Here is a 22781-nt window from a genome sequence, read left to right on the forward strand (position 1 = left end):
CGGAGGTGACTCCGGGCTAGGGAGCAAGTTATGGACATTACCGCATTAGCCATTAGCCGCTATGCCACGCAAGATTACGGTCCGCTGCGTTGCGTGGGGCGTTTCAACAATGCCATCAACTTTCTCTCGCCTAACGATCGGCTACTGACGTTGCACCGTGAAGGGCGTGGGCTTAGCCCGATGGGCTGGGAAATTGGCGACGACGACTTCGACGAAATCTTTGACAGCCTGCCTGCGGCCCAGCATTGCCAGCTTTCACCGACGGGGATTGAGCTCGAGGACATTGCCATCTACCGCCAGGGGAGGTGTTTGGATCTCTGCCTGAAGGTGAGTGGAGAAATTGCGTTGCCGCCATTGGCTGCCGCGCTGGCCGATGTTGACGCCCAGACCGGCCTGTTTGGCCGCCTGGATAGCCTGGTTGATCAACCGCATTGCCTAGAAATTCGCGAGCTACAGCAGCACTTTACCGCCTGGTTGTTGGGGCAGAAAGTAGACTGGAGCGCCGTGCTTGGCAAAGGCCCTGGCTTGACGCCAAGCAATGATGACACGGTGCTGGGCATGTTGTTGGCGGCTCATCTCGATAGCCGCGTGGATGTCGTAAGGTTGCCGTCCTTTTTTGCCGCCAGCCAACCTTTAAACCAGTTGACCACCTTGGTCAGCGTCCACTATTTGCAGTTTGCCGAGCAGGGGATCTTCTCCACCCCGGTACAACTTCTGGCACGCGCCTTACTCAGGCCCAAAGAATTACCCGCAGCCATCAACGACATGTTGGCAACCGGCCATTATTCCGGCGCGGACACGTTATTGGGCGTCTGGTTGGGCGCAATGGCAATCAATCGTCTTTATTAGTTTATCAGTGGAAAACCCTACCGAATGCCGTTCGGTATGGGCTGCTATTACTTGAAAATGGGTATCTGAATGGAAACTTTAGTTATTGCCTTGGGGGGCAACGCCCTGTTAAAGCGTGGCGCGGTGTTATCTGCAGAGAATCAATACCAGAGCATTGCGCTAATTGCCGATGCCATTGGCAAGCTGGCCAAGAAATACCGCATCGCCATTGTGCACGGTAACGGCCCACAGGTGGGGCTGCTGGCGCTGCAAAACCTGGCCTATCGCGATGTTCCCCTTACCCGCTGGACATTCTGGTGGCGGAAAGCCAGGGCATGATCGGCTATATGCTGGCCCAGCAGCTAGGGGCGTTCCATCCTGCTCAGCCGGTGTCCACGTTGCTGACTCGCGTCTTGGTAGACAGAGAAGATCCGGCGTATCGGGAACCCAGTAAATTTATCGGGCCGGTTTATGAGCCACAGCAGCAAGCCGAGCTGGAAAATAAGTATGGCTGGAGCATGAAGCTGGATGGGAAATACCTGCGCCGGGTGGTGCCTTCCCCTGAACCGAAAAAGATTATCGATATTGAAGCGATCAATCTGCTGCTGGCGAAAAACCACATCGTGATTTGCAACGGCGGTGGCGGCGTTCCGATGGTGGCCAGCGCACAGGGGATGGTCGGCAGCGAAGCGGTGATCGACAAGGATCTGGCCTCTGCGTTACTGGCCGAAGCCCTGGATGCCGATCACCTGGTGATCCTCACTGATGCGGATGCGGTGTATCAGCACTGGGGCACCCCGCAGCAAAAAGCCATCCGTTCGGCCACCACCCAAGAGCTGGCCCCGATGGCGGTAGCCGATGGATCGATGGGGCCAAAAATCATGGCGGTCAGCCGCTTTGTGCAGCGTAGCGGCAAGGTGGCACATATCGGTGCCTTGCAGGATATCGAGTCGGTACTGGCAGGCACTGCGGGGACATTAATTACGCCGTAATACTGGATGGGCCGAGCGGCCCATTAACCAAGGGAAAATGAATATGCAAACTATAAAAACAGAGCGAATGCCCTATTGGATTAAAACCGTCGTGATCTTCTTCCTCGGCTGGGTCGTTATCTATGCTGGGCGTTCGGTACTTAGCCCCATCATGCCGCAGATCCAAACCGAGTTCGGGCTGTCAAAAAGCCATCTGGGCTTAATCAGCAGCCTGTTCTTTCTGACCTACACCATTTTACAGGTGCCTGCCGGACTATTGGGCGACCGCCTGGGCAGAAAACGCATTCTGGTTAGCGGCTTTATGCTGTTTGCGCTGTTTATCGCTGCCGTCAGCATCTCATCCAACTTTCTGATTTTCATCGTACTGTGGATGCTGACCGGTGCTTCGCAAGGCGTCTATTATGGCCCGCAGTATGCGCTTTCTTCCGAGGCCATCCCCAAGAAATGGATCACCTTGGGCAGTGCGGTGATCGGTAGTGGGATGTCGTTCGGTATCGCGCTGGGGTATTACCTTTCCAGCTTTATGATCGAACACTTTCATACTTCGTGGAAGATGCCGTTCCTGGCGATGGCGGTTCCGGTGTTTATTGTGGCGCTGCTGATGCTGTTTTTCATTCGGGAAAAAGCGCCGCAAAGTGCCAGCGATACTCCAGTAACGGCGGCAGCAAAGAGCGAATTCAGTTTCCTGGATCTGTTTAAAAACCGTAACCTGCTGATGGCTTACATCACCATTTTTTGTTCGATCTACGGCTTCTTCGTTATTATTACCTGGCTACCGTATTACCTGCAAAAAGAACGCGGTATGGATATTGTGCACGCTGCTAGCATTGCCTCCATCGTACCGTGGATCTCGGTGCTCGGGACGCTGATTTGCAGCTATATCTCCGACAAGCTGGGCCGTAGAAAACCGGTGGTGCTGTTTATGCTGCCTTTCTCACTGCTGGCGATCTTCGGCATCGTTTATTCCACCAGTGAAGCGGCGTTGATTGGCGTATTGGTGCTGTATGGGTTTATCGGCAAAATCAGCCTCAACCCGGTACTGATTGCACTGGTGGCAGACAACGCACCGCGTGCTGCGCTCAGTACCGCTTTCGGGCTGTATAACTTCTTTGGTATGGCGGCGTCGATCTTTGCGCCTTACGTGACCGGCTTTATTGCCGACAGCACGGGGACGCTGAATGCGGGCTTCTATTTTGCCGCGATGATCACGGTGGTGGGCTTTATCGCTATGTTGTTCGTCAAAGAGGGGAAACCGGCGCAGGAGGCTTGATGTTGGATGCAGGGCGCAACCGTGCGGCTGCGCCCACGTTCGATTAATACAGCAGTGAATACAGCTGGCGGCGATATTTGGCGGCCAGCGCATCGCCAGTCCCCAGTGCGGCCAGGATATCCATCAAGGTCTTGCGGGCGCTACCGTTAGCCGCCGCCAAATCCTTTTTCAGATGACCCATCAGCAATTCCAGCGCCTCTTCGTTACGGCCAACCTGATGCAGTTGCAAGGCTAACTGCACGGCAAGTTCGACGTTTTCCGGCTGTTGCTGAACCTGCTGCTGCAACTGCTGAATTTCCGGCGTATCGGCGGCCTGCTTCATCAGCTCAATCTGCGCGACCAGGCCGAGGTAACGGGTATCGCGATCCTGCAATGGGATGGTTGCCAGCACCGCTTCGGCATCATCCGTCTTGTTCAGGGCGATCTGGGTTTCCGCCAGCGTCAGGCCGATATCGCTGCGTTGATTGCTGAGACTCCAGGCATCTTTCAACAAAGGCAGAGCTTCTGCTGCACGGTCTTCCTGCAACAGTTCGGTGGCTTCTGCCAGCTTGAGATCTTCGGCTTTTGGCAGGAAACGCTGCAGGAATTCGCGGATCATCTCTTCCGGCTGCGGCCCTTGGAAACCATCAACCGGCTGACCATCCTTGAACAGATAGACGGTTGGCAGGGAACGCAGGCCAAACTGGGCGGCGATCGCCTGCTCGGCATCGCAATCCACCTTCGCCAGAACGAACTGACCCGCGTATTCCGCCGCCAGTTTATCCAGTATCGGGGTGAGCTGCAGACAGTGCTGGCTGCGATCCGACCAGAAGTAGAACAGCACCGGCTGGGACATGGACTGTTCCAGCGTTTGGTGCAGGTTAGTTTCGTTAATATCAACAACGGCTTGAGCTAGCATGGTTTCTCTCTAATCTGATCTTGCGGAGCCAATCTATTCTAAATGGGGGCAAAGCGGCGAGCTTCAACCCTTAGCCCCCGTTTGCTTAACCATTACTGCGCAATAGCCAGTCCAGCGCACGGCCCGGCAGCAGGCGGCGCAGGATGCTCATGGTATGAGCCAGCAGGGTGACCGGGTAGCGCAACTTGGCTTTAGGGCTTTCCAGCGCATGGCGCAGCTTCGGTAACACCGCTTCGGCAGGCAGCGTCAACCGCTTGGCGATACTCGGGTTGTGCACCGGTTTATCGCTCTGTGCCTGATTGACGTTCTGGGTGAAATGGGTCGTCAGCGGGCCTGGCTCGATCAGGCTGACCTGAATGCCGCTGCCGTGCAACTCCATGCGCAACGCGTCCGACCAGGCTTCCAGCGCAAATTTGCTGGCGGCATAGGCCCCACGCCCGGCGCTGGAGATTAACCCCATCACTGAACTGGTCTGAATAATGCGCCCTTCACCGTGCGGCAGCATGGCTGGCAGCAGCAACTGGGTGAGCTGGTGGGTGCCAAACAGGTTGGCGGAAAATTGCCGTTCCAGCTGTTGGCGTGAAATCGAACTGAGCGGGCCGTAAACGCCGAAACCGGCATTGTTGAACAAACCGTACAGCCGCCCGTTGGTCAGCTCGATAACCTGTGCGGCGGCGCGTTCTACGCTGGCGCTATCGTCCAGATCCAGCTCAATGCCTTCAAGCCCGAGCTGGCGCATATTTTCCACGTCTTCCGGCTTACGGCAGGCGGCCAGCACGCGATAGCCACGGTTACGCAGATCTTGCGCTGCAATCAATCCTATCCCGCTGGAACAGCCGGTTATCAATACCGCTTTTTGCATAACTTTACCTAGTAGCTAACCCTATTCAGTTAGACTCATGTTTAACTAGTGGTTCCAGCTGTTGCGCCATCCAGGTGGCGATAAACGGCTGGGCATCCTGATTGGGGTGCAAACCGTCATCCTGCATCCATTCCGGTTTGATCACCACCTGTTCCATATAAAACGGCAGCAGCGGAATGTTGAATTGCTTGGCCAACGCAGGATACAGCGCACCGAAAGCCTCGGTGTAGCGGCGGCCATAGTTTGGCGGAATATGAATTTGCATCAGCAGCGGTTTAGCCCCCGCCTGCAAAACCAGCGTGATAATCTGGTTGAGATCGCGCTCGATATCCGCAGCCGGGAAGCCGCGCAGACCATCGTTGGCACCCAGCTCGATCAGCACCCAGCGGGGTTGATGTTGTTTCAATAGCTCGGGCAAGCGTGCCAGCCCCTGAGCGGCGGTGTCACCGCTGATACTGGCATTGACCACGGTCGGGTGGCCAGGTTGTTTCTGCCACTCATCGGCTAGGCGAGTGGCCCAGGCCTGCGCTACCGGCAACCGATAGCCAGCACTTAAACTGTCGCCCAAAATCAATAAGGTATCGGCAGCGACAGCACGTAAACTGAATAATCCCAACAGCAAAAGGAAGGGAAGATGCCAGCGGAAAACGTTCTTGAAGTTCATCATCTTAGTAAACACGTTGGTCAGGGTGAGCATCAGCTTACCATCCTTACCGGAGTCGAGCTGGTTGTCAAACCCGCACAGACAATTGCGCTGATCGGCGAGTCCGGTTCAGGCAAATCGACCTTGTTGGGCATCCTTGCCGGGCTGGACGACGGTAGCGAAGGAGAAGTTAGCCTGCTGGGGGAATCGCTGACGGCGCTGGATGAAGAAGGGCGCGCTGCGCTGCGGGCTAAAAACGTCGGCTTTGTATTCCAGTCTTTCATGCTGGTCCCCACCTTGAACGCGCTGGAAAACGTACAACTCCCCGCGCTGCTGCGTGGTGAAAGCGATCGTCAAAGCCGGGACCAAGCGGTGCAACTGCTGGAACAGCTGGGGTTAGGCAAGCGTCTTAGCCACCTGCCAGCGCAACTTTCCGGTGGGGAACAACAGCGTGTGGCGCTGGCACGGGCGTTCAGTGGCCGCCCACGGGTTCTGTTCGCTGATGAACCCACCGGCAACCTGGATCGCCAGACCGGTGAGCGCATAGCCGATCTGCTGTTCTCCCTCAACCGTGATTTCGCCACCACACTGATCCTGGTCACCCATGACGAGACGCTGGCGGCGCGTTGTCAGCGGCGGCTGCGCTTGCGTGAAGGCAAGCTGTGGGAGGAAGCATGATTTGGCGTTGGTTCTGGCGTGAATGGCGATCGCCTTCGCTGCTGATCGTCTGGCTGGCGCTGACGTTATCGGTCGCCTGCGTGTTGGCACTGGGCAGCATCAGCGATCGAATGGACAAAGGCTTGAGCCAGCAAAGCCGCGACTTTATCGCCGGGGATCGGGTATTGCGTACCGCGCGTCCGGTGCCGGAAGGCTGGCTGCTAGATGCCCAGCAACAGGGGCTGAAAGTCAGCCGCCAGCTCTCTTTTACCACCATGACCTACGCGGGGGATCGTCCGCTACTGGCCAACGTCAAGGCTACCGATGCGGCCTATCCGCTGTATGGGCAGTTGGAAACTCTGCCAGCCAATCTCAAACCTGTGCCGGGCAGCGTGTTGGTGGCTCCGCGCCTGTTGGCATTATTGGATATCAAGGTCGGCGACAATCTGGAGGTGGGGGATACCACGTTACGCATCGCCGGTGAAATCGTGCAGGAGCCGGATTCTGGCTTCAATCCGTTCCAGACCGCACCTGGCATTATCATCAACCTGGCGGATGTGGATAAAACTGGAGCGGTACAGCCGGGCAGCCGCCTGACCTACCGTTATATGTTTGCCGGTGCGCCAACCGATATTCAACGCTATGAAGAACGCCTCAAACCGCAGCTCAAACCCGATCAGCGCTGGTATGGGTTGGAGGAGTCCGGCAGCGCGCTGGGTAAATCGCTACAGCGTTCCCAACAGTTCCTGCTGCTTTCGGCGCTGCTGACCTTGCTGCTGTCGATCGCCGCTGTGGCGGTGGCGATGAGCCACTATTGCCGCAGCCGCTATGACCTGATTGCGGTGCTGAAAACCCTGGGCGCTGGCAGAAAGGCCCTCAGCAAGCTGATTATTGGCCAGTGGCTGGCGGTGTTACTGCTGGCGGGAACCTGCGGCAGCGTGATTGGTCTTGGGTTTGAAGCTGTGCTGATCCGCTTGCTGGCACCGGTGTTGCCGGGGGAACTCCCCGCCTCTGGGGGCTGGCCGTGGCTGTGGGCGATGGGGGCTCTGGTCATGATTTCGCTGCTGGTCGGGCTGCGTCCGTATCGGCAATTGCTGGCGACTCAGCCGCTGCGCGTACTGCGCCGGGATGTGGTAGCCAACGTCTGGCCGCTGCGTTACTTCCTGCCAGCCACTGCGGTGATTGTGGTCGGGCTGCTGACGGTATTGATGGGGGCAAGTACGCTACTGTGGGCCATTCTGGCCGGTATGGTGGTGCTGGCCTTGCTGCTGGGGGGGATCGGCTGGGGCAGCCTGTTGCTGCTGCGGCGCATCACGCTGAAAAATCTGGCGCTGCGGTTGGCGGTGAATCGCCTGTTGCATCAGCCTTGGGTGACGATCAGCCAGTTAGCCGCGTTCTCACTGTCGTTTATGTTGCTGGCTCTGCTGCTGGTATTGCGTGGCGATCTGCTCGATCGTTGGCAACAGCAGTTACCGCCGGACAGCCCGAACTATTTCCTGCTGAATATGACTACGGCACAGGTTCCCCAGGTGAAAGCCTTCTTGCAACAGCATCAGTTGCATGAGGAAACCTTCTATCCCATCGTACGTGTGCGCCTGTCTGAAATTAACCAGCAGGTGGCAACGGAGCGGGTGCATGAAGACGATCCCGGTGGTGAGGCGGTGAACCGTGAACTGAATCTGACCTGGCAAAGCGATCTGCCGGATCATAACCCACTGACGGCAGGCACCTGGCCGCCGAAAACCGGTGAGGTCTCGATGGATGAAGGGATCGCCGGCAGGCTCAAGATCCAACTGGGCGATACCTTGACGTTCAGCGGCGATACTCAATCGTTTAGCGCCAAAGTTACCAGCCTGCGGCAGGTGGATTGGGAGAGCCTGAAGCCGAACTTCTACTTTATCTTCCCGCCGGGAGCATTGGACGGCCAGCCACAAACCTGGCTGACCAGCTTCCGCTATGACGGCGACGGCAAGGTGCTGACGCAACTCAACCGCCAGTTCCCAACCCTGAGCCTGCTGGATATCGGTTCGATCCTCAAGCAGGTCGGCGGCGTGTTGCAGCAGGTGAGCAGGGCGCTGGAGGTGATGGTGGTGCTGGTGGTGATCTGCGGCGGTCTGCTGTTGCTGGCACAGGTACAGGTAGGGATGCGGCAGCGTAGGCAGGAACTGGTGGTCTACCGCACGCTAGGTGCTGGCAAACGCCTGCTGCGCGGTACGCTGTGGTGCGAGTTTGCGTTGCTGGGGCTGGTGGCCGGGATCGCGGCGGCAGTGGGAGCGGAAGCGGCGCTGTGGCTGTTGCAAACCAAGGTGTTCGACTTCCCGTGGGCACCTACGCCAGTGCTGTGGTGGGCGTTACCGTTGCTGAGTGCCTTGCTGCTCTCGCTGTGCGGCGGCTGGCTTGGTGTACGCCTGCTGCGCGGCCGGGCGTTGTTCCGCAGCTACGAAGGTTGACCCCTCACCCCAACCCTCTCCCACAGGGAGAGGGAGCTGATAGCCCCTGCACTTTTGGAAGTAAAGAGCTGATCAAGCAACTCGATCGTCACTTTAACCAGGATGAGCAGGGTCAATCAGCCAGTGCTGATGAAGAATAACTATCCTTTCGACCTAACTCGATCGGTCCCCTCTCCCTGTGGGAGAGGGTTAGGGGGATACTCCGAGATTAAAGGCCTATCACCCTACAAGATCACCCAGCTTTTGCTGAGCCCAGGCCAAACCACTTTGGTACTCGGCAGGTAGCAGCGGCGCTCTCACAGGGAGAGGGAGCTGATAGCCCCTGCACTTTTGGAAGTAAAGAGCTGATCAAGCAACTCGATCGTCACTTTAACCAGGATGAGCAGGATCAATCAGCCAGTGCTGATGAAGAATAACTATCCTTTCGGCCTAACTCGATCGGTCCCCTCTCCCTGTGGGAGAGGGTTAGGGGTATACACCGAGATTAAAGGCCTATCACCCTACAAGATCACCCAGCTTTTGCTGAGCCCAGGCCAAACCACTTTGGTACTCGGCAGGTAGCAGCGGCGCTAACGCCTGCAACGCCTGTTGCAAAGAGGCTGCATCAGGATCGTTGAGATTCAGGTGACCCACCTTACGCCCCTCACGCACTTCTTTCTCATACCAGTGCAAATGCACCAGCGGCAGGGCCAGCCATTGCTGATTAACCGCCGTGCCGATCAGATTGACCATCACCGAAGGGGTATTCACCACCGGCTTAGGCAGCGGCAGCCCCAGAATGGCACGCAAATGCAGCTCAAACTGGCTGATGGAAGCGCCGTTCTGCGTCCAGTGGCCACTGTTGTGGACACGCGGAGCCAGCTCGTTGATCAACAGGCTGTCGCCGACGATAAAGCACTCCATCGCCATCACGCCCACGTAGTTCAACTCATCGAGGATCGCAGCCAACATCTGCTCGGCCTGCTGTTGCAACGCCGGGTTGGGCTGTGGCAGTGCCACGCTGGTACGCAGAATGCCTTCTTCGTGCAGGTTGTGGGTCAACGGATAGAATACCGACTGGCCATCGTGACCACGGGCACCCACCAACGACACTTCGCCAGAGAAATTAATCCCCTGCTCGACGATACATTCGCCATAGTTATCCGCCGGTAACTCCGCTTCTTGACCAGGGCGCAAACGCCACTGCCCACGGCCGTCATAACCACCCACGCGGCGTTTAACGATCGCCAACTCACCCAAGGTGGCAAACACCTGCGGCCATTCGCTAGCGTTTGCCAGCAATTGCCAAGGGGCGGTAGCAAGATGAAGCTGATCGAGCAGTTGTTTCTGTGTCAGGCGATCGGCCAAACGCGGGAAGATATCGCGGTTGACGAAGTTATTGTGAGTTGCCAACTCACGGGTCAGGGCAGTTTCTGGCCAGCGTTCGATCTCTGCGGTGATCACCGCATTTTGATAGGGCACCGCTTCCGGCTCGGCATCCAGACCGACAGGATAAACCGCAATCCCCAACGGTTCGCCAGCCTGGCGCAGCATACGTCCTAACTGGCCGTTACCCAGTACGCAAACTGGCTTCATGCGTCCTCCCGTGGGTCCGGGTGGTTAAGCACTTCGTCGGTCTGGGCCTGACGCCATTGCGCCAACCGCTGTGCCAGCCCGGCATCGTGCAACGCCAGAATTTGTGCTGCCAGCAACCCGGCGTTGGCCGCCCCGGCTTTACCGATGGCGAGCGTACCCACCGGAATGCCGCGTGGCATCTGCACGATGGAATACAGACTATCGACACCGCTTAATGCCGCGCTTTGTACCGGCACACCCAGCACCGGAACCAGCGTTTTGGCCGCCAACATGCCTGGCAGATGCGCAGCACCCCCGGCACCGGCGATAATCACGTCAAAACCCATAGCCTTGGCGTGTTCGGCAAAGCTGAACAGCTTATCCGGCGTACGGTGGGCGGAGACAACTTCGACATGGAACGGGACATCCAGCGTGGTCAGAACTTCGGCCGCGGACTGCATAGTGGCCCAGTCACTTTTTGAACCCATTACGATTGCGATTTTAACCCCAGCGTTGGCGGCTGAAGTAGCGGTGGCTCCCATGAGTGCATGGCTCCTGTGATGTGGACAAACGTCGGCTGGCAGGCCGTATGAGGGCGTAGAGCATATCATGGGTACAGGACGAGGAAAACGGTTGCGTCGACGGTTTTTGCCATCAAAAGCAGGAAAACGGTCTAGAAGGGGAACTCGATCAGTTCGACGGCATCTGCCGTGACTTTAATCATTGAGCCTTGTGTATGCCAGGCCCCTAACACCGCGCGATGGGCTTCACCGTTTGGTAATGCCAGCGGATGGATTGCCGGGCGATGGGTGTGGCCGTGGATCATCCAGTGGACGTTGTGGCGCAGCATGGCCTGCTCAACGGCCTGCGGGTTGACGTCCATAATCGCGGTGGATTTGTATTGGTTGCTTTGTTGGCTGCGCGCACGCATTTTAGCGGCGATCTTCAAGCGCCAGCGCAGGGGGAGCGCCAGAAAAGCACGTTGGATCCAGGTGTTATGAACTTTCTTGCGGAATTCTTGATAGGCCTGATCGTCGGTACACAGGGTATCACCGTGCAGGATCAGGATCTTACGGCCATACAGCTCGACGACCTGTTCTTCAGGTAGCAGGATCATACCGCTCTGCTTGGCAAAGCGCTTACCCAACAGGAAATCGCGGTTGCCGTGGATGAAGTAGCAGGGCACTCCGGCCTGGTGCAACGCCTTTAATGCGGCGGCAATTTCACGATGCAACGGCTCGGGGTCGTCATCACCAATCCAGGCTTCAAACAGATCGCCCAGGATATATAACGCATCGGCGTGAACGGCTTCACGCTGCAAAAAACGCAGAAAACCGGCAGTAATTGCCGGTTCCTGTGCGCATAGATGCAGGTCTGCGATGAACAGCGTGCTCATGCAGCCGCGATTACTCGCTGACGGTAACGCTGGTGATCACTACATCTTCAACCGGTACATCCTGGTGCATGCCGCTGCGGCCAGTTTTTACCGCTTTGATCTTCTCGACCACGTCCATGCCTTCTGCTACTTCGGCAAATACGCAGTAACCCCAACCCTGGGAGTTTTCAGCGCGGAAGTTCAGGAAGTCGTTATCAACCACGTTGATGAAGAACTGGGCGGTGGCAGAGTGTGGATCGTTGGTACGAGCCATTGCCAGGGTGCCACGGGTGTTTTTCAGGCCGTTGTTAGCTTCGTTCTTGATGGTTGCTTTGGTGTCTTTCTGATGCATACCAGGTTCAAAACCACCGCCCTGAACCATAAAGCCGTTGATAACACGGTGGAAGATGGTGTTGTTGTAGAAGCCTTCACGGCAGTAGTTCAGGAAGTTTTCAACGGTAACCGGTGCCTTGTCAGCAAAGGTCTTGATAACGATATCGCCGTGATTGGTGTGGAAAGTAACCATAGTTTTAGTCCTAGCAAGATGAAATGAGCTGTCACATAGGAAGGCGTGTGAGCAATCAGACCGACTTTATAACATATCTCAATTAATCAGTCAGCAGTGGCTAGGGTGGCAGTTCCGCGGCATAAATACACGTGTTGTAATCTTAGTCTGGATCAGGTTAATTCCGATCTCACGCAATTTTCTGCCGATCAATTCAGCAATCCTTGGGCTTGACCTTGCAATAGAGCAGCCTTCGGGTTTCAATATGCGGATATGTTTGTTATCACGCACACCACGGACAGCCCTGATGCTAAAGATATTTAATACCCTGAGTCGTCAAAAAGAGGAATTTAAGCCCATTCATGCCGGTAAAGTCGGTATGTACGTGTGCGGGGTAACCATTTATGACCTGTGTCATATCGGCCACGGGCGTACCTTTGTTGCTTTCGACGTGGTAGCGCGCTACCTGCGTTACCTCGGTTATTCGCTGAACTACGTGCGTAACGTGACCGACGTGGACGATAAAATCATCCGCCGCGCGGCAGAAAACGGCGAAACCTGCGATCAACTGACCACGCGTATGCTGGCAGAGATGCACGCCGATTTTGATTCGCTGCTGATCGAACGCCCGGATCAGGAGCCGCGTGCTACCCACCATATCGAAGAAATCATCGAGATCACCCAACGCCTGTTGGCGCGCGATCATGCCTATGTGGCCAGCAACGGTGACGTGATGTTCTCCATCGATAGCGATCCGCAATACGGCCTGCTGTCACGCCAGGATCTGGAACAACTGCAAGCCGGTGCGCGCGTAGAAATCGACGACGTGAAACGCAACCCGATGGACTTCGTGCTGTGGAAGATGTCCAAGCCGGGCGAACCAAGCTGGGAATCGCCTTGGGGCCCAGGCCGTCCAGGCTGGCATATCGAATGCTCGGCCATGAACTGCAAACAGCTTGGCACCCATTTTGACATTCACGGCGGTGGCTCCGATCTGATGTTCCCGCACCACGAGAACGAGATTGCCCAATCCAGCTGCGCGCATGATGGCCCGTACGTCAATTACTGGATGCACTCCGGGATGGTGATGATCGACAGAGAGAAGATGTCCAAGTCATTGAACAACTTCTTTACTATCCGCGACGTGCTGGGCTACTACGACGCCGAAACCGTGCGTTACTTCCTGATGTCTGGCCACTACCGCAGCCAACTGAACTACAGCGAAGACAACCTCAAGCAGGCGCGTGCCTCGCTGGAACGTTTGTACACTGCACTGCGTGGCACCGATGCCAATGCTCAACCGGCTGGTGGTGAAGTGTTTGAAGCTCGCTTCCGTGAAGCCATGGACGACGACTTTAACACCCCAGAAGCCTATTCCGCGTTGTTCGACTTGGCACGTGAAGTCAACCGTCTGAAGAGCGAAGACATGGCGGCGGCGAATGGGTTGGCGGCAGAGCTGCGTAAACTGGCCAAGGTACTGGGCCTGCTGCAACAGGAGCCAGAACAGTTCCTGCAAGGTGGTGCGCAGGCAGACGACTCGGAAGTGGCAGAGATTGAAGCGTTGATCAAACAGCGTAACGACGCACGTGCCGCCAAAGATTGGGCGCTGGCAGATGCCGCTCGCGATCGGTTGAACGAGATGAATATCGTGCTGGAAGATGGCCCGCAAGGGACTAGCTGGCGCCGTAAGTAAGCTATACCCGTCGTCTTTCAAGCTGCAGCGTTGTTACCTGCACTTACTCACCCCAGTCACTTACCCAAAAGTAAGCTCCTGGGGATGAGTAAGCTTGTCGCCTAGCTGCAACTTGAAATCCATAGGGTATACATATTCATAGAAAATCCGGGGCTTCCCGGTTTTTTATGCCCTAAGCATGGGCTTCGCTGAGCAGCCGCTGGTTGATGTAATCAATGGCTTGCTGCGGATCCATTATCTTGTTCACGACGTTGGTCACGCCCTGGCCGATAATGATCTCCGCATGGCGCAGGTTGAACAGCTCGCCCTGTAAACCCCTGGATTCACGGATGCCGGTACTAGGGTCATCCCGTAGCAAATTGAACCACGGATAAAGATGCAGAATGCGCTGGTTCTGATAGATGCTGCGGTGGGCGCTGTTACCGCCCAAAAGCACCAGATGCTCGGTAATTTCAGCCGAATAAAGCCAACGGAAGAACTGTTCTACCTGCACTTTCTTATCACTGAAACGAGACATGCCTAACGAGCCACCGCCCATCTGCGGGAGGTTGCCCGGAACCGGCGCGTAACCAATTGCCGGTGATAGAGGGCTATGGGCGACGTCGTTGAACAGGTTCATATACATGATCAGCATCGCCAGTTGGCCCTGCTCAAACTGGGCCACCGCAGCATTCCACCATTCACTGTTCAGATTGGTGGTGACGGTAAGCTGTTGCTGATATTGCCGCAACGCTTCGATGGCGAATTCTGCCTCCAGTTGCACCGGTTTGTCTTGGTGCACTAGCCGCCCACCTAACGCGTAATAGCGCAGCAGATACTCGGTAGCAATTAACCCGGAACTCCCGAGAGTCGTCGATGAACCTATCGGACGCTGCGGGTTACCGGGTTGATGAGTCGCCGTGAAAAAGGCCGTAATGTCATCAAACTCGGCGAAGCTGGTCGGGATCTTCAGCTCTTTGCCCGATTTCTCATAGAACATGCGTTTGACCGTGGGGTCTTCGAACAGATCGCGGCGATAGAACAGCAACTGGGTGCTGGCATCAAACGGTAACGCATAGGCTTTGCCGTCAATCTGGCTGAAATGATGGCCAACCTCTGCCGAGAAGTTTTCCAGCAGTTCCGGTAGATCTGGCGCGATCTCTGCCAACGGCGTGAGGGCCTTTGCCGCAAACCAGGGGAGGCAGGCCATATCGATACGCAGCAAATCGTAATAAGGATGCAGATGCAGATTCGAGAGGATCTCAAACACTTCATCATAAGGATAAACCGCGAGATTAACCTTGATGCCCGTCTGGCGATAGAAATGCGGCAACAGCTTTTTTAGCGCATCGGTGGAGGGGCTAGGCAAGATCAGCATGTTCAGCGTTTCACCCTGCTCAGAAACGGCGGGCATGGGTTGAACGTCGAGAGCAAAGCCGCGGCTATCCAGTATCTGCTCATCGGCCAGTGTCACTAATCCGCAGATATAACGGGCGATTTCCAGACCCAGCCGGGCGTAATCCATCTGATAGTGGTACTGATTGGCTACTACGGCGGGTTCGTTATCGCTGAGTTGCCAGATCGGCGGGCAGGGGGCAGCGCTACCAAGGTAGGCCGCCTGCGTCAGGCAACGGGCTTTTTCACTGTCTTGAGCAATCAGTACCTGTGGCGGCTGGCCAGCAAAAAAAGCGAAAGCGGCGGTGTGACATTCACTGGCCGGTGACGGAATGACCGTTAACTGGGTCGATGGGCTTAACTGTGCCAGCGTAGCTTTCAATGCCTCGACAAAACACTGGCCGTTGGTATAAGCGAGTGGCTCACAAAGCACGCCAACGTGTGCGGGCTGTTCGCGGGCGATCTCGCTGGCAATGGCCTGGCCAGCCAGGCAAAAGTTCAGGTTGAATGTGGCCTTGGCCTGCGCTGGATGGCGATAGACAAACAGGATCTGCTCAGCTGGCAGCCTCAGCGTCTGATAATAGCTTTCGCTGTCGGCAAGGCAGGAGACCGTAACGATGGTTTGGTAGGATTTTGCGGCCAGCGTCTGCAAGATATCTCTTTCGGCAGAGGGCAGATCGTTAGTGACGTACAGATCCAGATCGCCCGGGAAAGAAGATCGTAACGATTGCTGAAGCCCGCGGTAGAGCTGGTGATATTGCTCGCTATTGATATCGGGCAGGATCAGCGCAACGCCACTGTTTTTACTGGCGCGTAGCGACTGCGCCTGGGCATTGATCTGATAACCCATTTGCTGGGCGGCCTGTTTGACCGCCTCGATCTTTTCAACGCTGACATTGCCGCGCCCGTTGAGCACGTTGGAAGCGGTGCCGTGAGATACCCCCGCCAGTTTCGCTATATCCTTGATAGTTGCCATTTTCCCACCGCTTTGAGCCGCCTGTTTTGATGCTAACACCGGCATGAGCGCTCCGCTATCTCGATTTCTACCCAAGCATGAAATTTGGATCGTTCCATAATTAAATGACGGTTATTTGTACTTAATTAAACCGATTTCACAAAATTGATGAAAAACGAAATAATGACCAGTGGTTATTTTTAGTGAATTGATTTTGCTAAATATTAAATTAAATTTTTGAAGCCGATCACCAATATGCATTGCAGTGTTAACCGTTTTTTGGTCTCAGGATTATGATTGACACGTTCCAAAATCACCTTCATGGTTCACCTTAACGAAGGCGATAGGAGCAACAGGTCAGTAATATACTGAATAAAAAGGATAAAAAATGAAAATACATTTCCTGGGATCGGCTGCCTCTGAAGGGATCCCCAATCCGTTTTGCCGCTGTGAACATTGCCAACAGGCCCGTTTTCTCAAGGGGAAAGATCTGCGTACCCACTCTTCGGCGATTATTGATGATGTGATGTTGATCGATGTCGCCCCGGAGTTCAGCCAACAGCTGTTGCGTGATGGGCTGGACGCGAGTGGCTTCACCGACCTGCTGTTTACCCACACCCATCCAGACCATTTCAACGTCGGTGAGCTGTTTAGCCGCATGGAGGGCTACGGCTTCGATATCGACCATCCATTGGAGATTTTTGGTAACGACCGGGCGATCAACGGCTGCGCTGCGGTATTACCGGGCTACAGCAAACAGCGCTTTGGTTTCCACTGCCTGGTGCCTTTTGTCACCGTAGAAAGCCATGGCTACAAGATCACACCGCTGCTGGCTAACCACGCCAAGTGGGAGCTCTGCTACGTGTATGTGATCGAAAAAGATGGCCAGACAATTTTTTATGGCCATGATTCTGGCTGGTTCCCGGAGCTCACCTGGCAGTGGCTACAGGGCAAAGCCTTGGATTTGGTGGTGCTGGAATGCACTTACGGTTTCAACGGCGACGATCGCACCGACAACCATATGAGCCTGGAAACCGTGTTTGCCGCCCAAGAGAAGCTGCGTACGATGGAGTGCCTGCATTCAGGCAGCCAGATCGTGGTGTCGCATATTTCTCACAGTGGCAAGTTGCTGCATGAGGCACTGGTGGCGGCCTGCCGTGATAAAAACATCACCGTTGCGTATGACGGCCTGACCGTTAACGTGGCATAGGGGGAGATCTCATGGACTTTAACAAGACTCCTCGCCTGCTGATCATGATGTTTGTGCAGTATTTCATGCAGGGTGCCTGGAATATGACGATGGGCCTGGTGCTGAGCACCTACGGCATGGCCGCCATTATCGGTTCATCATATGCGTTGCTGGGATTGGCAACGATACTCTCGCCGCTGTTTATCGGCATGGTTGCAGACCGCTTCTTTGCTTCGCAGAAAGTCATGGCGATCCTGCACCTGATCAACGCCGGGGTGATCCTGTGTGTACCGCAGTTTATCGAGGCGCAGGACACCACCATGACGCTGGTGATGATCTTCCTGGTCGGGTTGCTGTTCTATCCGACTACCGCGCTGGCCAACAGCATCAGCTTTAGCCATATCAACGGCGTGAAGTACTTCCCGGTGATCCGCGTGTTTGGCACCTTCGGTTTTATGGCGATAGGTTTCATCATCGGGCAGATGGGATATTCCGGCGATACCATGACCTGGTACATTGCTTCGGCCGCTGGGGTAGGGTTGGGGCTGTACTGCTTTACCTTGCCGGATACACCGCCGAAGGCCAAGGGCAGCACCTTCACCCTGCGCGATCTGCTGTGCCTGGATGCGCTGTCGCTATTTAAAGATCGTAACTTCTCCATTCTGATGCTGAGCATCTTTGTGTTGATGATCCCCAAAACCGCCTATTCAGCCTATATACCTGTATTCCTGAAAGCGCTCGGGTTTGATAATGCCGCCTCCATGATGCAGGTCGGGATCGCCTGTGAAGTGGTGTTTATGTTCCTGCTTTCATTCTTCCTATTGAAAGCGGGCTTCAAGGTAACGTTGATGATGGGCGCGGTGTGCTGGATCATCCGCTCGGTGCTGTTCTCCCAGGCTGCGCTTGACGCCAACATGACGTTTGTCCTGATTGGCCTGATGCTGCAAGGCTTCTGCTGGGACTTCTTCTTTACGGTAGGGGATATCTATGTTGACCGTAAAGCACGGCCCGAAATCAAAGCCCAGGCACAGAGTCTGCGCTTTATCGTCTCCAATGGTTTTGGCTTGTTGTTTGCTTCCACCATTTGCGGCCAGATCTTCAACAACACCGTGACAGAGCAGGGGCCGCAGGCGTTACCGCAGTGGGAAAGCTTCTGGCTGTTCTCGGCGATTATCGCCGCCGTTGTCTCGGTCTTCTTCTTTATTTTCTTCAGGGACGATCTTTCTAAACAGAAAACACCGGCGGCAATGAAACCCGCGAAGCAATAGGAAGCAACATGGACAGCTGGTTATCGGTGCTGGGCGGGTTGGGGCCGCTCCATCTGGCGACGGTAGGCAAGATAGTCGCGGCGTTTGTTCTGGGGGGCGTGATTGGCCTGGAACGTGAATCCAAGGGCAAGCCCGTTGGGTTTAAAACCTGTGTGATCATTGCCGTCGCCAGCTGCGTATTAACGGTGGTGTCGATTCAGTCTGCGGAGTATTACGCCGAGATATCCGTCAATATTCGCAGCGATCCCATGCGGTTGGCCGCGCAGATTATCAGTGGGGTGGGCTTCCTGGGCGCTGGGGTGATCTTGCACCGGCGTGATGACGCCATCTCAGGTCTGACGACCGCCGCGATCGTTTGGGCATCGGCGGGAGTGGGGATTGCCTGTGGAGCCAGTTTTTATTTGCACGCAATCTTGGCTACCGCACTGTTTTTACTGGCGATAAAAATCAGCCCCTATATTTTCCTGCTGCAATCGAGGAATCAATATCTGGGGAAGGTGAAAGTACGGCTGATACTCGATGAGCAGGCAGGGCTAGCCAGCTTGATGGCCCAGCTTAATCAGCAGAGAAACCTGATTGATGCAATGACCATACGTGACGTCAAAAAACACAAGATTGAAGTTAACTTTAAGCTAACGGTAAGGAAAAGGACGACTCTGGACGAACTGTATGGCTCGTTACGCGCTATGCAACACGTGTGCTTCGTTGCATTAGAGCATTAGCGGATTTGGGTGTATCAAAAATGCCGGGTAGCTTAGCCGACCCGGCATTTTTTTCCTGGCGCTTGAACAATCAGGCTTTAACCGTGACGTTCATGCCTTTGTAGCTGACCTTCTGGCCATCAACGATCTTGCAGCGCTTACGCGTTTCGACCTGACCGTTTACTTTGACCTGCCCTTCGGCGATCACTTCTTTCGCGGCACCGCCGCTGTCACACCAGCCCTGGAACTTCAGCAGATCGCACAGTTCGACATGAGGGTGACCTTCCAGATTAAAAATTTCCATACTGCCTTAACTTAGTTAGGTTGAACGTCGTGAAATTCCTCGCAGGCTTGCAAGGTATTTTGGATCAGTGTAGCAACGGTCATGGGGCCGACGCCACCTGGAACCGGAGTAATGAAGGCCGCACGTTCGCTTGCGGCTTCGAAGTCTACGTCGCCGACTACTTTACCACTTTCCAAGCGGTTGATGCCGACATCGATCACGATCGCACCCGGTTTGATCCAATCTCCTGGGATAAACCCAGGTTTGCCCACGGCAACGATCAACAGATCGGCATTCTCGACGTGGTGGCGCAGATTTTTGGTAAAGCGGTGCGTGACGGTGGTGGTACACCCGGCCAGCAACAGCTCCATACTCATCGGGCGGCCAACGATGTTGGAAGCACCCACTACCACGGCGTTCAGGCCATAGGTATCGATGTTGTAGCGTTCCAACAGGGTGACAATGCCGCGTGGGGTACAAGGGCGCAGTTTAGGTGCGCGCTGACACAGGCGGCCGACGTTGTAAGGATGGAAACCGTCTACGTCTTTATCCGGGCTGATGCGCTCCAGCACCTTCACGTTATCAATGCCTGCTGGCAAGGGGAGCTGCACCAGAATGCCGTCAATTTCTTTATCGGCGTTTAATTTGTCGATCAGCGCCAGCAGTTCAGGCTCGGTGGTGGAGGTGGGCAGATCGTAAGAGCGGGAAATAAAGCCCACTTCCTCACAGGCCTTGCGCTTGCTGGCGACATAAATCTGCGAAGCCGGATTCTCACCAACCAGTACCACCGCCAGGCCCGGCGCACGCTTGCCGGCCGCCAGACGTTGTTTCACTTGCTCAGCTACTTCGTTTCTAACCTGCTGCGCAATCGTTTTGCCATCAATAATCTTTGCTGCCATCAGTGAGGAAATCCATCATTTAAGAAAAGCGGGGGATGGCGCTATTTTGGCAGAAGAGAGGCGCGCTGTCAGGCTTTCGATCGGGTTAATGCAGAGAATAAGCACACGATTGCGTAGCGGTTTAGACATTTTTTACACCAAAGGAATGATCCTCTACGCTTTTTTTACCTCCAGTCTTTTAGGCTTAACCCATCGCCCCTGGCGTTTGGGGCCTATGGAGGCAGGATCATGCAGACGATTACTCGGCTCTATCCATTGCATCAACCTGGTGGAAATCCACCAGATGAGCAGCGGCATATTGGTGAAACGGTGTTTGATTCCTCACTGCATCCGGCGCAGGTGGCGTTGTTGCAGGCATTACATCGGCTTTGTAAGCCGAAGGAGGGCCGTCCTTCCTGGAGCCAACGTATGGCGCAGTGGTACAAAAGGGGCCGCCAATGATGCGTAGTGTTCGTTTACCTAACAGCAATTAAACGGAGCTATGGGGAAAGCCCGCCGACTCAACAAGCGGAGCTCCTGTTAGCCATGCTCAAAATGCATCATCTTGAGCAACTGAATTACTCGATTGAGGCTGTTGTCCTACTCATAAAGACTAAAACTGCCCTCATTCTTCCCGTACTGCCTAACGCTGACCCAATCGATAAGCAACAGGTCATTGGCCAGCACAAAGTCGTCGATTTTATTTGCCATGATCGCAGCGTCAGCGTCTTGAGGCGGCAATAGGCACAACACAACCAGATTACCTTGCGTATCGGTTTGCCCCCAAAAGATCCAACCAGAACCCGTTTGCCAGGCAAAACCATTGACGATGGTGGCTGCGGCGTTTTTGAAGGCCACTCCATTGAATCGTTTTTCAATTTGGAATGCCTGCGCCAGCGATTCAAGCTGCAGAGCGACACCGGGCAGCGGCTCGGCAATGCGTCTGCGAACATGAAGCTGCTTAAAACCGGACTCCTCTCGTTGCGTGTGATAAATCGCCAGAATATCCTGAATCTCTTGCTGTACTAGCTCATTCAGGCCAGCGGACAGAAATTCAAATTGCCGCCAGTCGTCTTCGTGCAGCACCAGTACGTTGTCCAGTGAGGAAACTGCCTCCACTATCGCCATGTCATTGCTGATTGTCGGCAGGCTGAAAAGTACATTGGCCGGATCGATATTAAAAATTTCCTGTTTGGCCAGCACCACTGTCACCTTACCAGTTTCCCTGAATTCAGCTTTTGTGGCGGGCCTTGCCTCGACAACCTGCCAATCCACGTCGCCCAGATGTAGCGTGGTATTGATTTCAAAGGTATCCGGCAACTGATCGACCGGCACTTGTGAAACCCCAAAAGCTTCATCCTTGCCGAGTTCAATTAAAGTGACCTCGACGGTTTTTGGTTTCTTCTTACCCCATCCAAACATAGTAATGCTCCCTTTATTGCCGTTTTCTCAGGCAGTTTTTTTCTTCCATCACGCTGATTACGCCATCCAGGTGGCAATCCTAATGTAACGATTGATGTAAGTAAATTAGGTCTAGAGTGGTCAATACTTATCGATTTATATCAATTTGTTTTTTTATGTTTATGTTTTTAAAGATAAAATTTTATTTTCATGTGACCATTTAGATTGTTGGAAGTGAGTAACCTTTGCACTTCTAAGCCGTAGGTCTGAGGGGGGAAGGTGAGGAAAGGGACCTCTATGACCGGAGATTTACGTAATCAGATCATCGTGTTATGTTTACTTTTAATCGTTGATTTGTTTGAAAAATCACCATAAAGCACGCTTACGGCCAGCACACCAACAAAAGGCATTGACTCAATAACCTCTGACCGTATAATCCCAACCGCAACCCACCGGTTGGTTATCGCATTTCAATGCGCCCTTAGCTCAGTTGGATAGAGCAACGGCCTTCTAAGCCGTAGGTCACAGGTTCGAGCCCTGTAGGGCGTACCATTAAAAATCATAGACTTACGCGTCATTAGTTCCATCCGGTTTTTCGTGGTGGGACAGATTTGGGACACAAGCGCTAAAAACGGTATCAATCTGGCGTGCATGTTCGGTCAAATGACTAGGTGCAAGGTGGGCATACCGACGCACCATTTCTATTGACTCCCATCTTCCCATTTCTTGCAAAACTGACAGCGGGACACCAGCCTGGATCAGCCAGCTTGCCCACGTGTGCCTTAAGTCATGAAATCGAAAGTTTTCAATCCCAGCACGTTGCAGCGCTAGCCTCCACGCCTTGTTTGAATCTATACGCATTTTTCTGACTGCGGGCGTTAATGTTCCATCGGAACGGCTCTTTGCTTCTGTATGGACAAATACCCACCTACCATGCCTCCCAATCTGGTCACGCAATACCCGGCAATCCTATAGCGCGGCGCTGCTGTCAATCGCTAGCGTCGG

The 22781-nt window shown here is 54.7% G+C and carries 20 protein-coding genes, 1 tRNA gene and 2 pseudogenes; 11 read left to right on the forward strand and 12 right to left on the reverse strand.

What is annotated here, in order from left to right; translation table 11 throughout:
- Positions 1–30: 30 nt before the first annotated feature.
- From D9980_RS00605 to D9980_RS00615, 3 genes and pseudogenes are all read left to right on the forward strand, one after another.
- Entirely contained in the window at positions 31–849 is an 819-nt protein-coding gene (locus D9980_RS00605; RefSeq protein WP_121606090.1) for a DUF2877 domain-containing protein, read from the forward strand.
- Between the two features lie 69 nt (positions 850–918).
- Positions 919–1820 (forward strand): annotated as a pseudogene (locus D9980_RS00610) (carbamate kinase).
- Between the two features lie 43 nt (positions 1821–1863).
- A complete protein-coding gene (locus tag D9980_RS00615) occupies positions 1864–3090 on the forward strand; it encodes an MFS transporter (protein ID WP_037413024.1) in 1227 nt (408 codons plus the stop codon).
- 43 nt (positions 3091–3133) lie between these two features.
- Here the strand turns inward: D9980_RS00615 and D9980_RS00620 are convergent, their stop codons facing one another.
- The 3 genes from D9980_RS00620 to tesA all read right to left on the reverse strand — a co-directional run bounded on the left by D9980_RS00620 (position 3134) and on the right by tesA (position 5514).
- The gene (locus D9980_RS00620; protein ID WP_021805422.1) at positions 3134–3988 is read right to left on the reverse strand and encodes a co-chaperone YbbN; all 855 of its coding nucleotides are present in this window, start codon (positions 3986–3988) and stop codon (positions 3134–3136) included.
- 85 nt (positions 3989–4073) lie between these two features.
- Entirely contained in the window at positions 4074–4850 is a 777-nt protein-coding gene (locus tag D9980_RS00625; protein ID WP_024486095.1) for an SDR family oxidoreductase, read from the reverse strand.
- A gap of 25 nt (positions 4851–4875) precedes the next feature.
- Entirely contained in the window at positions 4876–5514 is a 639-nt protein-coding gene (gene tesA, locus D9980_RS00630; RefSeq protein ID WP_051363221.1) for a multifunctional acyl-CoA thioesterase I/protease I/lysophospholipase L1, read from the reverse strand.
- Here tesA and ybbA point away from each other — a divergent pair.
- Positions 5485–6171, forward strand: a complete 687-nt coding sequence (gene ybbA / locus D9980_RS00635; protein ID WP_024486093.1) for a putative ABC transporter ATP-binding protein YbbA — start codon at positions 5485–5487, stop codon at positions 6169–6171. The genes tesA and ybbA overlap by 30 nt on opposite strands.
- Positions 6168–8600: a putative ABC transporter permease subunit YbbP gene (gene ybbP / locus D9980_RS00640; protein WP_121606092.1), complete on the forward strand. Its 2433-nt coding sequence runs from the start codon at positions 6168–6170 to the stop codon at positions 8598–8600. Before ybbA ends, ybbP begins: the two co-directional genes overlap by 4 nt.
- 495 nt (positions 8601–9095) lie before the next feature.
- On the opposite strand, the gene purK is transcribed toward ybbP, so the two are convergent.
- The 4 genes from purK to ppiB all read right to left on the reverse strand — a co-directional run bounded on the left by purK (position 9096) and on the right by ppiB (position 12055).
- Positions 9096–10175, reverse strand: coding sequence for a 5-(carboxyamino)imidazole ribonucleotide synthase (gene purK / locus D9980_RS00645; RefSeq protein WP_024486091.1), 1080 nt, complete (start codon positions 10173–10175; stop codon positions 9096–9098).
- Positions 10172–10696 carry a 5-(carboxyamino)imidazole ribonucleotide mutase gene (purE, locus tag D9980_RS00650; protein WP_024486090.1) on the reverse strand — a complete coding sequence of 175 codons (525 nt, stop codon included), beginning with the start codon at positions 10694–10696 and terminating at the stop codon, positions 10172–10174. The genes purK and purE overlap by 4 nt, the downstream gene beginning before the upstream one ends.
- 131 nt (positions 10697–10827) lie before the next feature.
- Positions 10828–11550 carry a UDP-2,3-diacylglucosamine diphosphatase gene (locus D9980_RS00655; RefSeq protein WP_121606093.1) on the reverse strand — a complete coding sequence of 241 codons (723 nt, stop codon included), beginning with the start codon at positions 11548–11550 and terminating at the stop codon, positions 10828–10830.
- 10 nt (positions 11551–11560) lie between these two features.
- Positions 11561–12055 (reverse strand): peptidylprolyl isomerase B, encoded by a 495-nt coding sequence (ppiB, locus tag D9980_RS00660; protein ID WP_024486088.1) that lies wholly within the window; start codon positions 12053–12055, stop codon positions 11561–11563.
- A 286-nt stretch (positions 12056–12341) separates the two neighbouring features.
- Here ppiB and cysS point away from each other — a divergent pair, with 286 nt between their 5' ends.
- Positions 12342–13727: a cysteine--tRNA ligase gene (gene cysS / locus D9980_RS00665; protein ID WP_024528446.1), complete on the forward strand. Its 1386-nt coding sequence runs from the start codon at positions 12342–12344 to the stop codon at positions 13725–13727.
- A gap of 172 nt (positions 13728–13899) precedes the next feature.
- On the opposite strand, the gene D9980_RS00670 is transcribed toward cysS, so the two are convergent.
- Complete coding sequence (locus D9980_RS00670) at positions 13900–16077, reverse strand: extracellular solute-binding protein (protein WP_121608921.1); 2178 nt, start codon at positions 16075–16077, stop codon at positions 13900–13902.
- Positions 16078–16444: 367 nt separating this feature from the next.
- On the opposite strand from D9980_RS00670, the gene D9980_RS00675 reads away from it, so the two are divergent.
- Genes D9980_RS00675 through D9980_RS00685 form a run of 3 tightly spaced genes read left to right on the forward strand, consistent with a single transcriptional unit; the run spans position 16445 to position 19235 of the window.
- Complete coding sequence (locus D9980_RS00675) at positions 16445–17266, forward strand: MBL fold metallo-hydrolase (RefSeq protein ID WP_121606094.1); 822 nt, start codon at positions 16445–16447, stop codon at positions 17264–17266.
- Between the two features lie 11 nt (positions 17267–17277).
- Positions 17278–18513, forward strand: a complete 1236-nt coding sequence (locus D9980_RS00680; RefSeq protein ID WP_121606095.1) for an MFS transporter — start codon at positions 17278–17280, stop codon at positions 18511–18513.
- 8 nt (positions 18514–18521) lie between these two features.
- Positions 18522–19235 carry an MgtC/SapB family protein gene (locus D9980_RS00685; protein WP_121606096.1) on the forward strand — a complete coding sequence of 238 codons (714 nt, stop codon included), beginning with the start codon at positions 18522–18524 and terminating at the stop codon, positions 19233–19235.
- Positions 19236–19305: 70 nt separating this feature from the next.
- On the opposite strand, the gene ybcJ is transcribed toward D9980_RS00685, so the two are convergent.
- Together ybcJ and folD are read right to left on the reverse strand one after the other, a co-directional pair.
- Complete coding sequence (gene ybcJ, locus D9980_RS00690) at positions 19306–19518, reverse strand: ribosome-associated protein YbcJ (protein WP_021180059.1); 213 nt, start codon at positions 19516–19518, stop codon at positions 19306–19308.
- Between the two features lie 11 nt (positions 19519–19529).
- Entirely contained in the window at positions 19530–20396 is an 867-nt protein-coding gene (folD, locus tag D9980_RS00695) for a bifunctional methylenetetrahydrofolate dehydrogenase/methenyltetrahydrofolate cyclohydrolase FolD (protein WP_071682353.1), read from the reverse strand.
- A 228-nt stretch (positions 20397–20624) separates the two neighbouring features.
- On the opposite strand from folD, the gene D9980_RS00700 reads away from it, so the two are divergent.
- Positions 20625–20837: a hypothetical protein gene (locus D9980_RS00700; protein ID WP_121606097.1), complete on the forward strand. Its 213-nt coding sequence runs from the start codon at positions 20625–20627 to the stop codon at positions 20835–20837.
- A 138-nt stretch (positions 20838–20975) separates the two neighbouring features.
- Here the strand turns inward: D9980_RS00700 and D9980_RS00705 are convergent, their stop codons facing one another.
- On the reverse strand, positions 20976–21797 hold the full coding sequence (locus D9980_RS00705; protein ID WP_121606098.1) for a hypothetical protein: 822 nt from the start codon (positions 21795–21797) through the stop codon (positions 20976–20978).
- Between the two features lie 454 nt (positions 21798–22251).
- Between D9980_RS00705 and D9980_RS00710 the strand changes: the two genes are divergently transcribed.
- Positions 22252–22328: transfer RNA gene (locus D9980_RS00710), tRNA-Arg, on the forward strand.
- A 15-nt stretch (positions 22329–22343) separates the two neighbouring features.
- On the opposite strand, the pseudogene D9980_RS00715 reads toward D9980_RS00710, so the two are convergent.
- A pseudogene (locus D9980_RS00715) lies at positions 22344–22742 on the reverse strand (tyrosine-type recombinase/integrase); the annotation flags it as partial.
- Positions 22743–22781 lie beyond the last annotated feature (39 nt).

The organism is Serratia sp. 3ACOL1 (assembly GCF_003668775.1).
GTDB classification, from domain to species: domain Bacteria; phylum Pseudomonadota; class Gammaproteobacteria; order Enterobacterales; family Enterobacteriaceae; genus Chania; species Chania fonticola.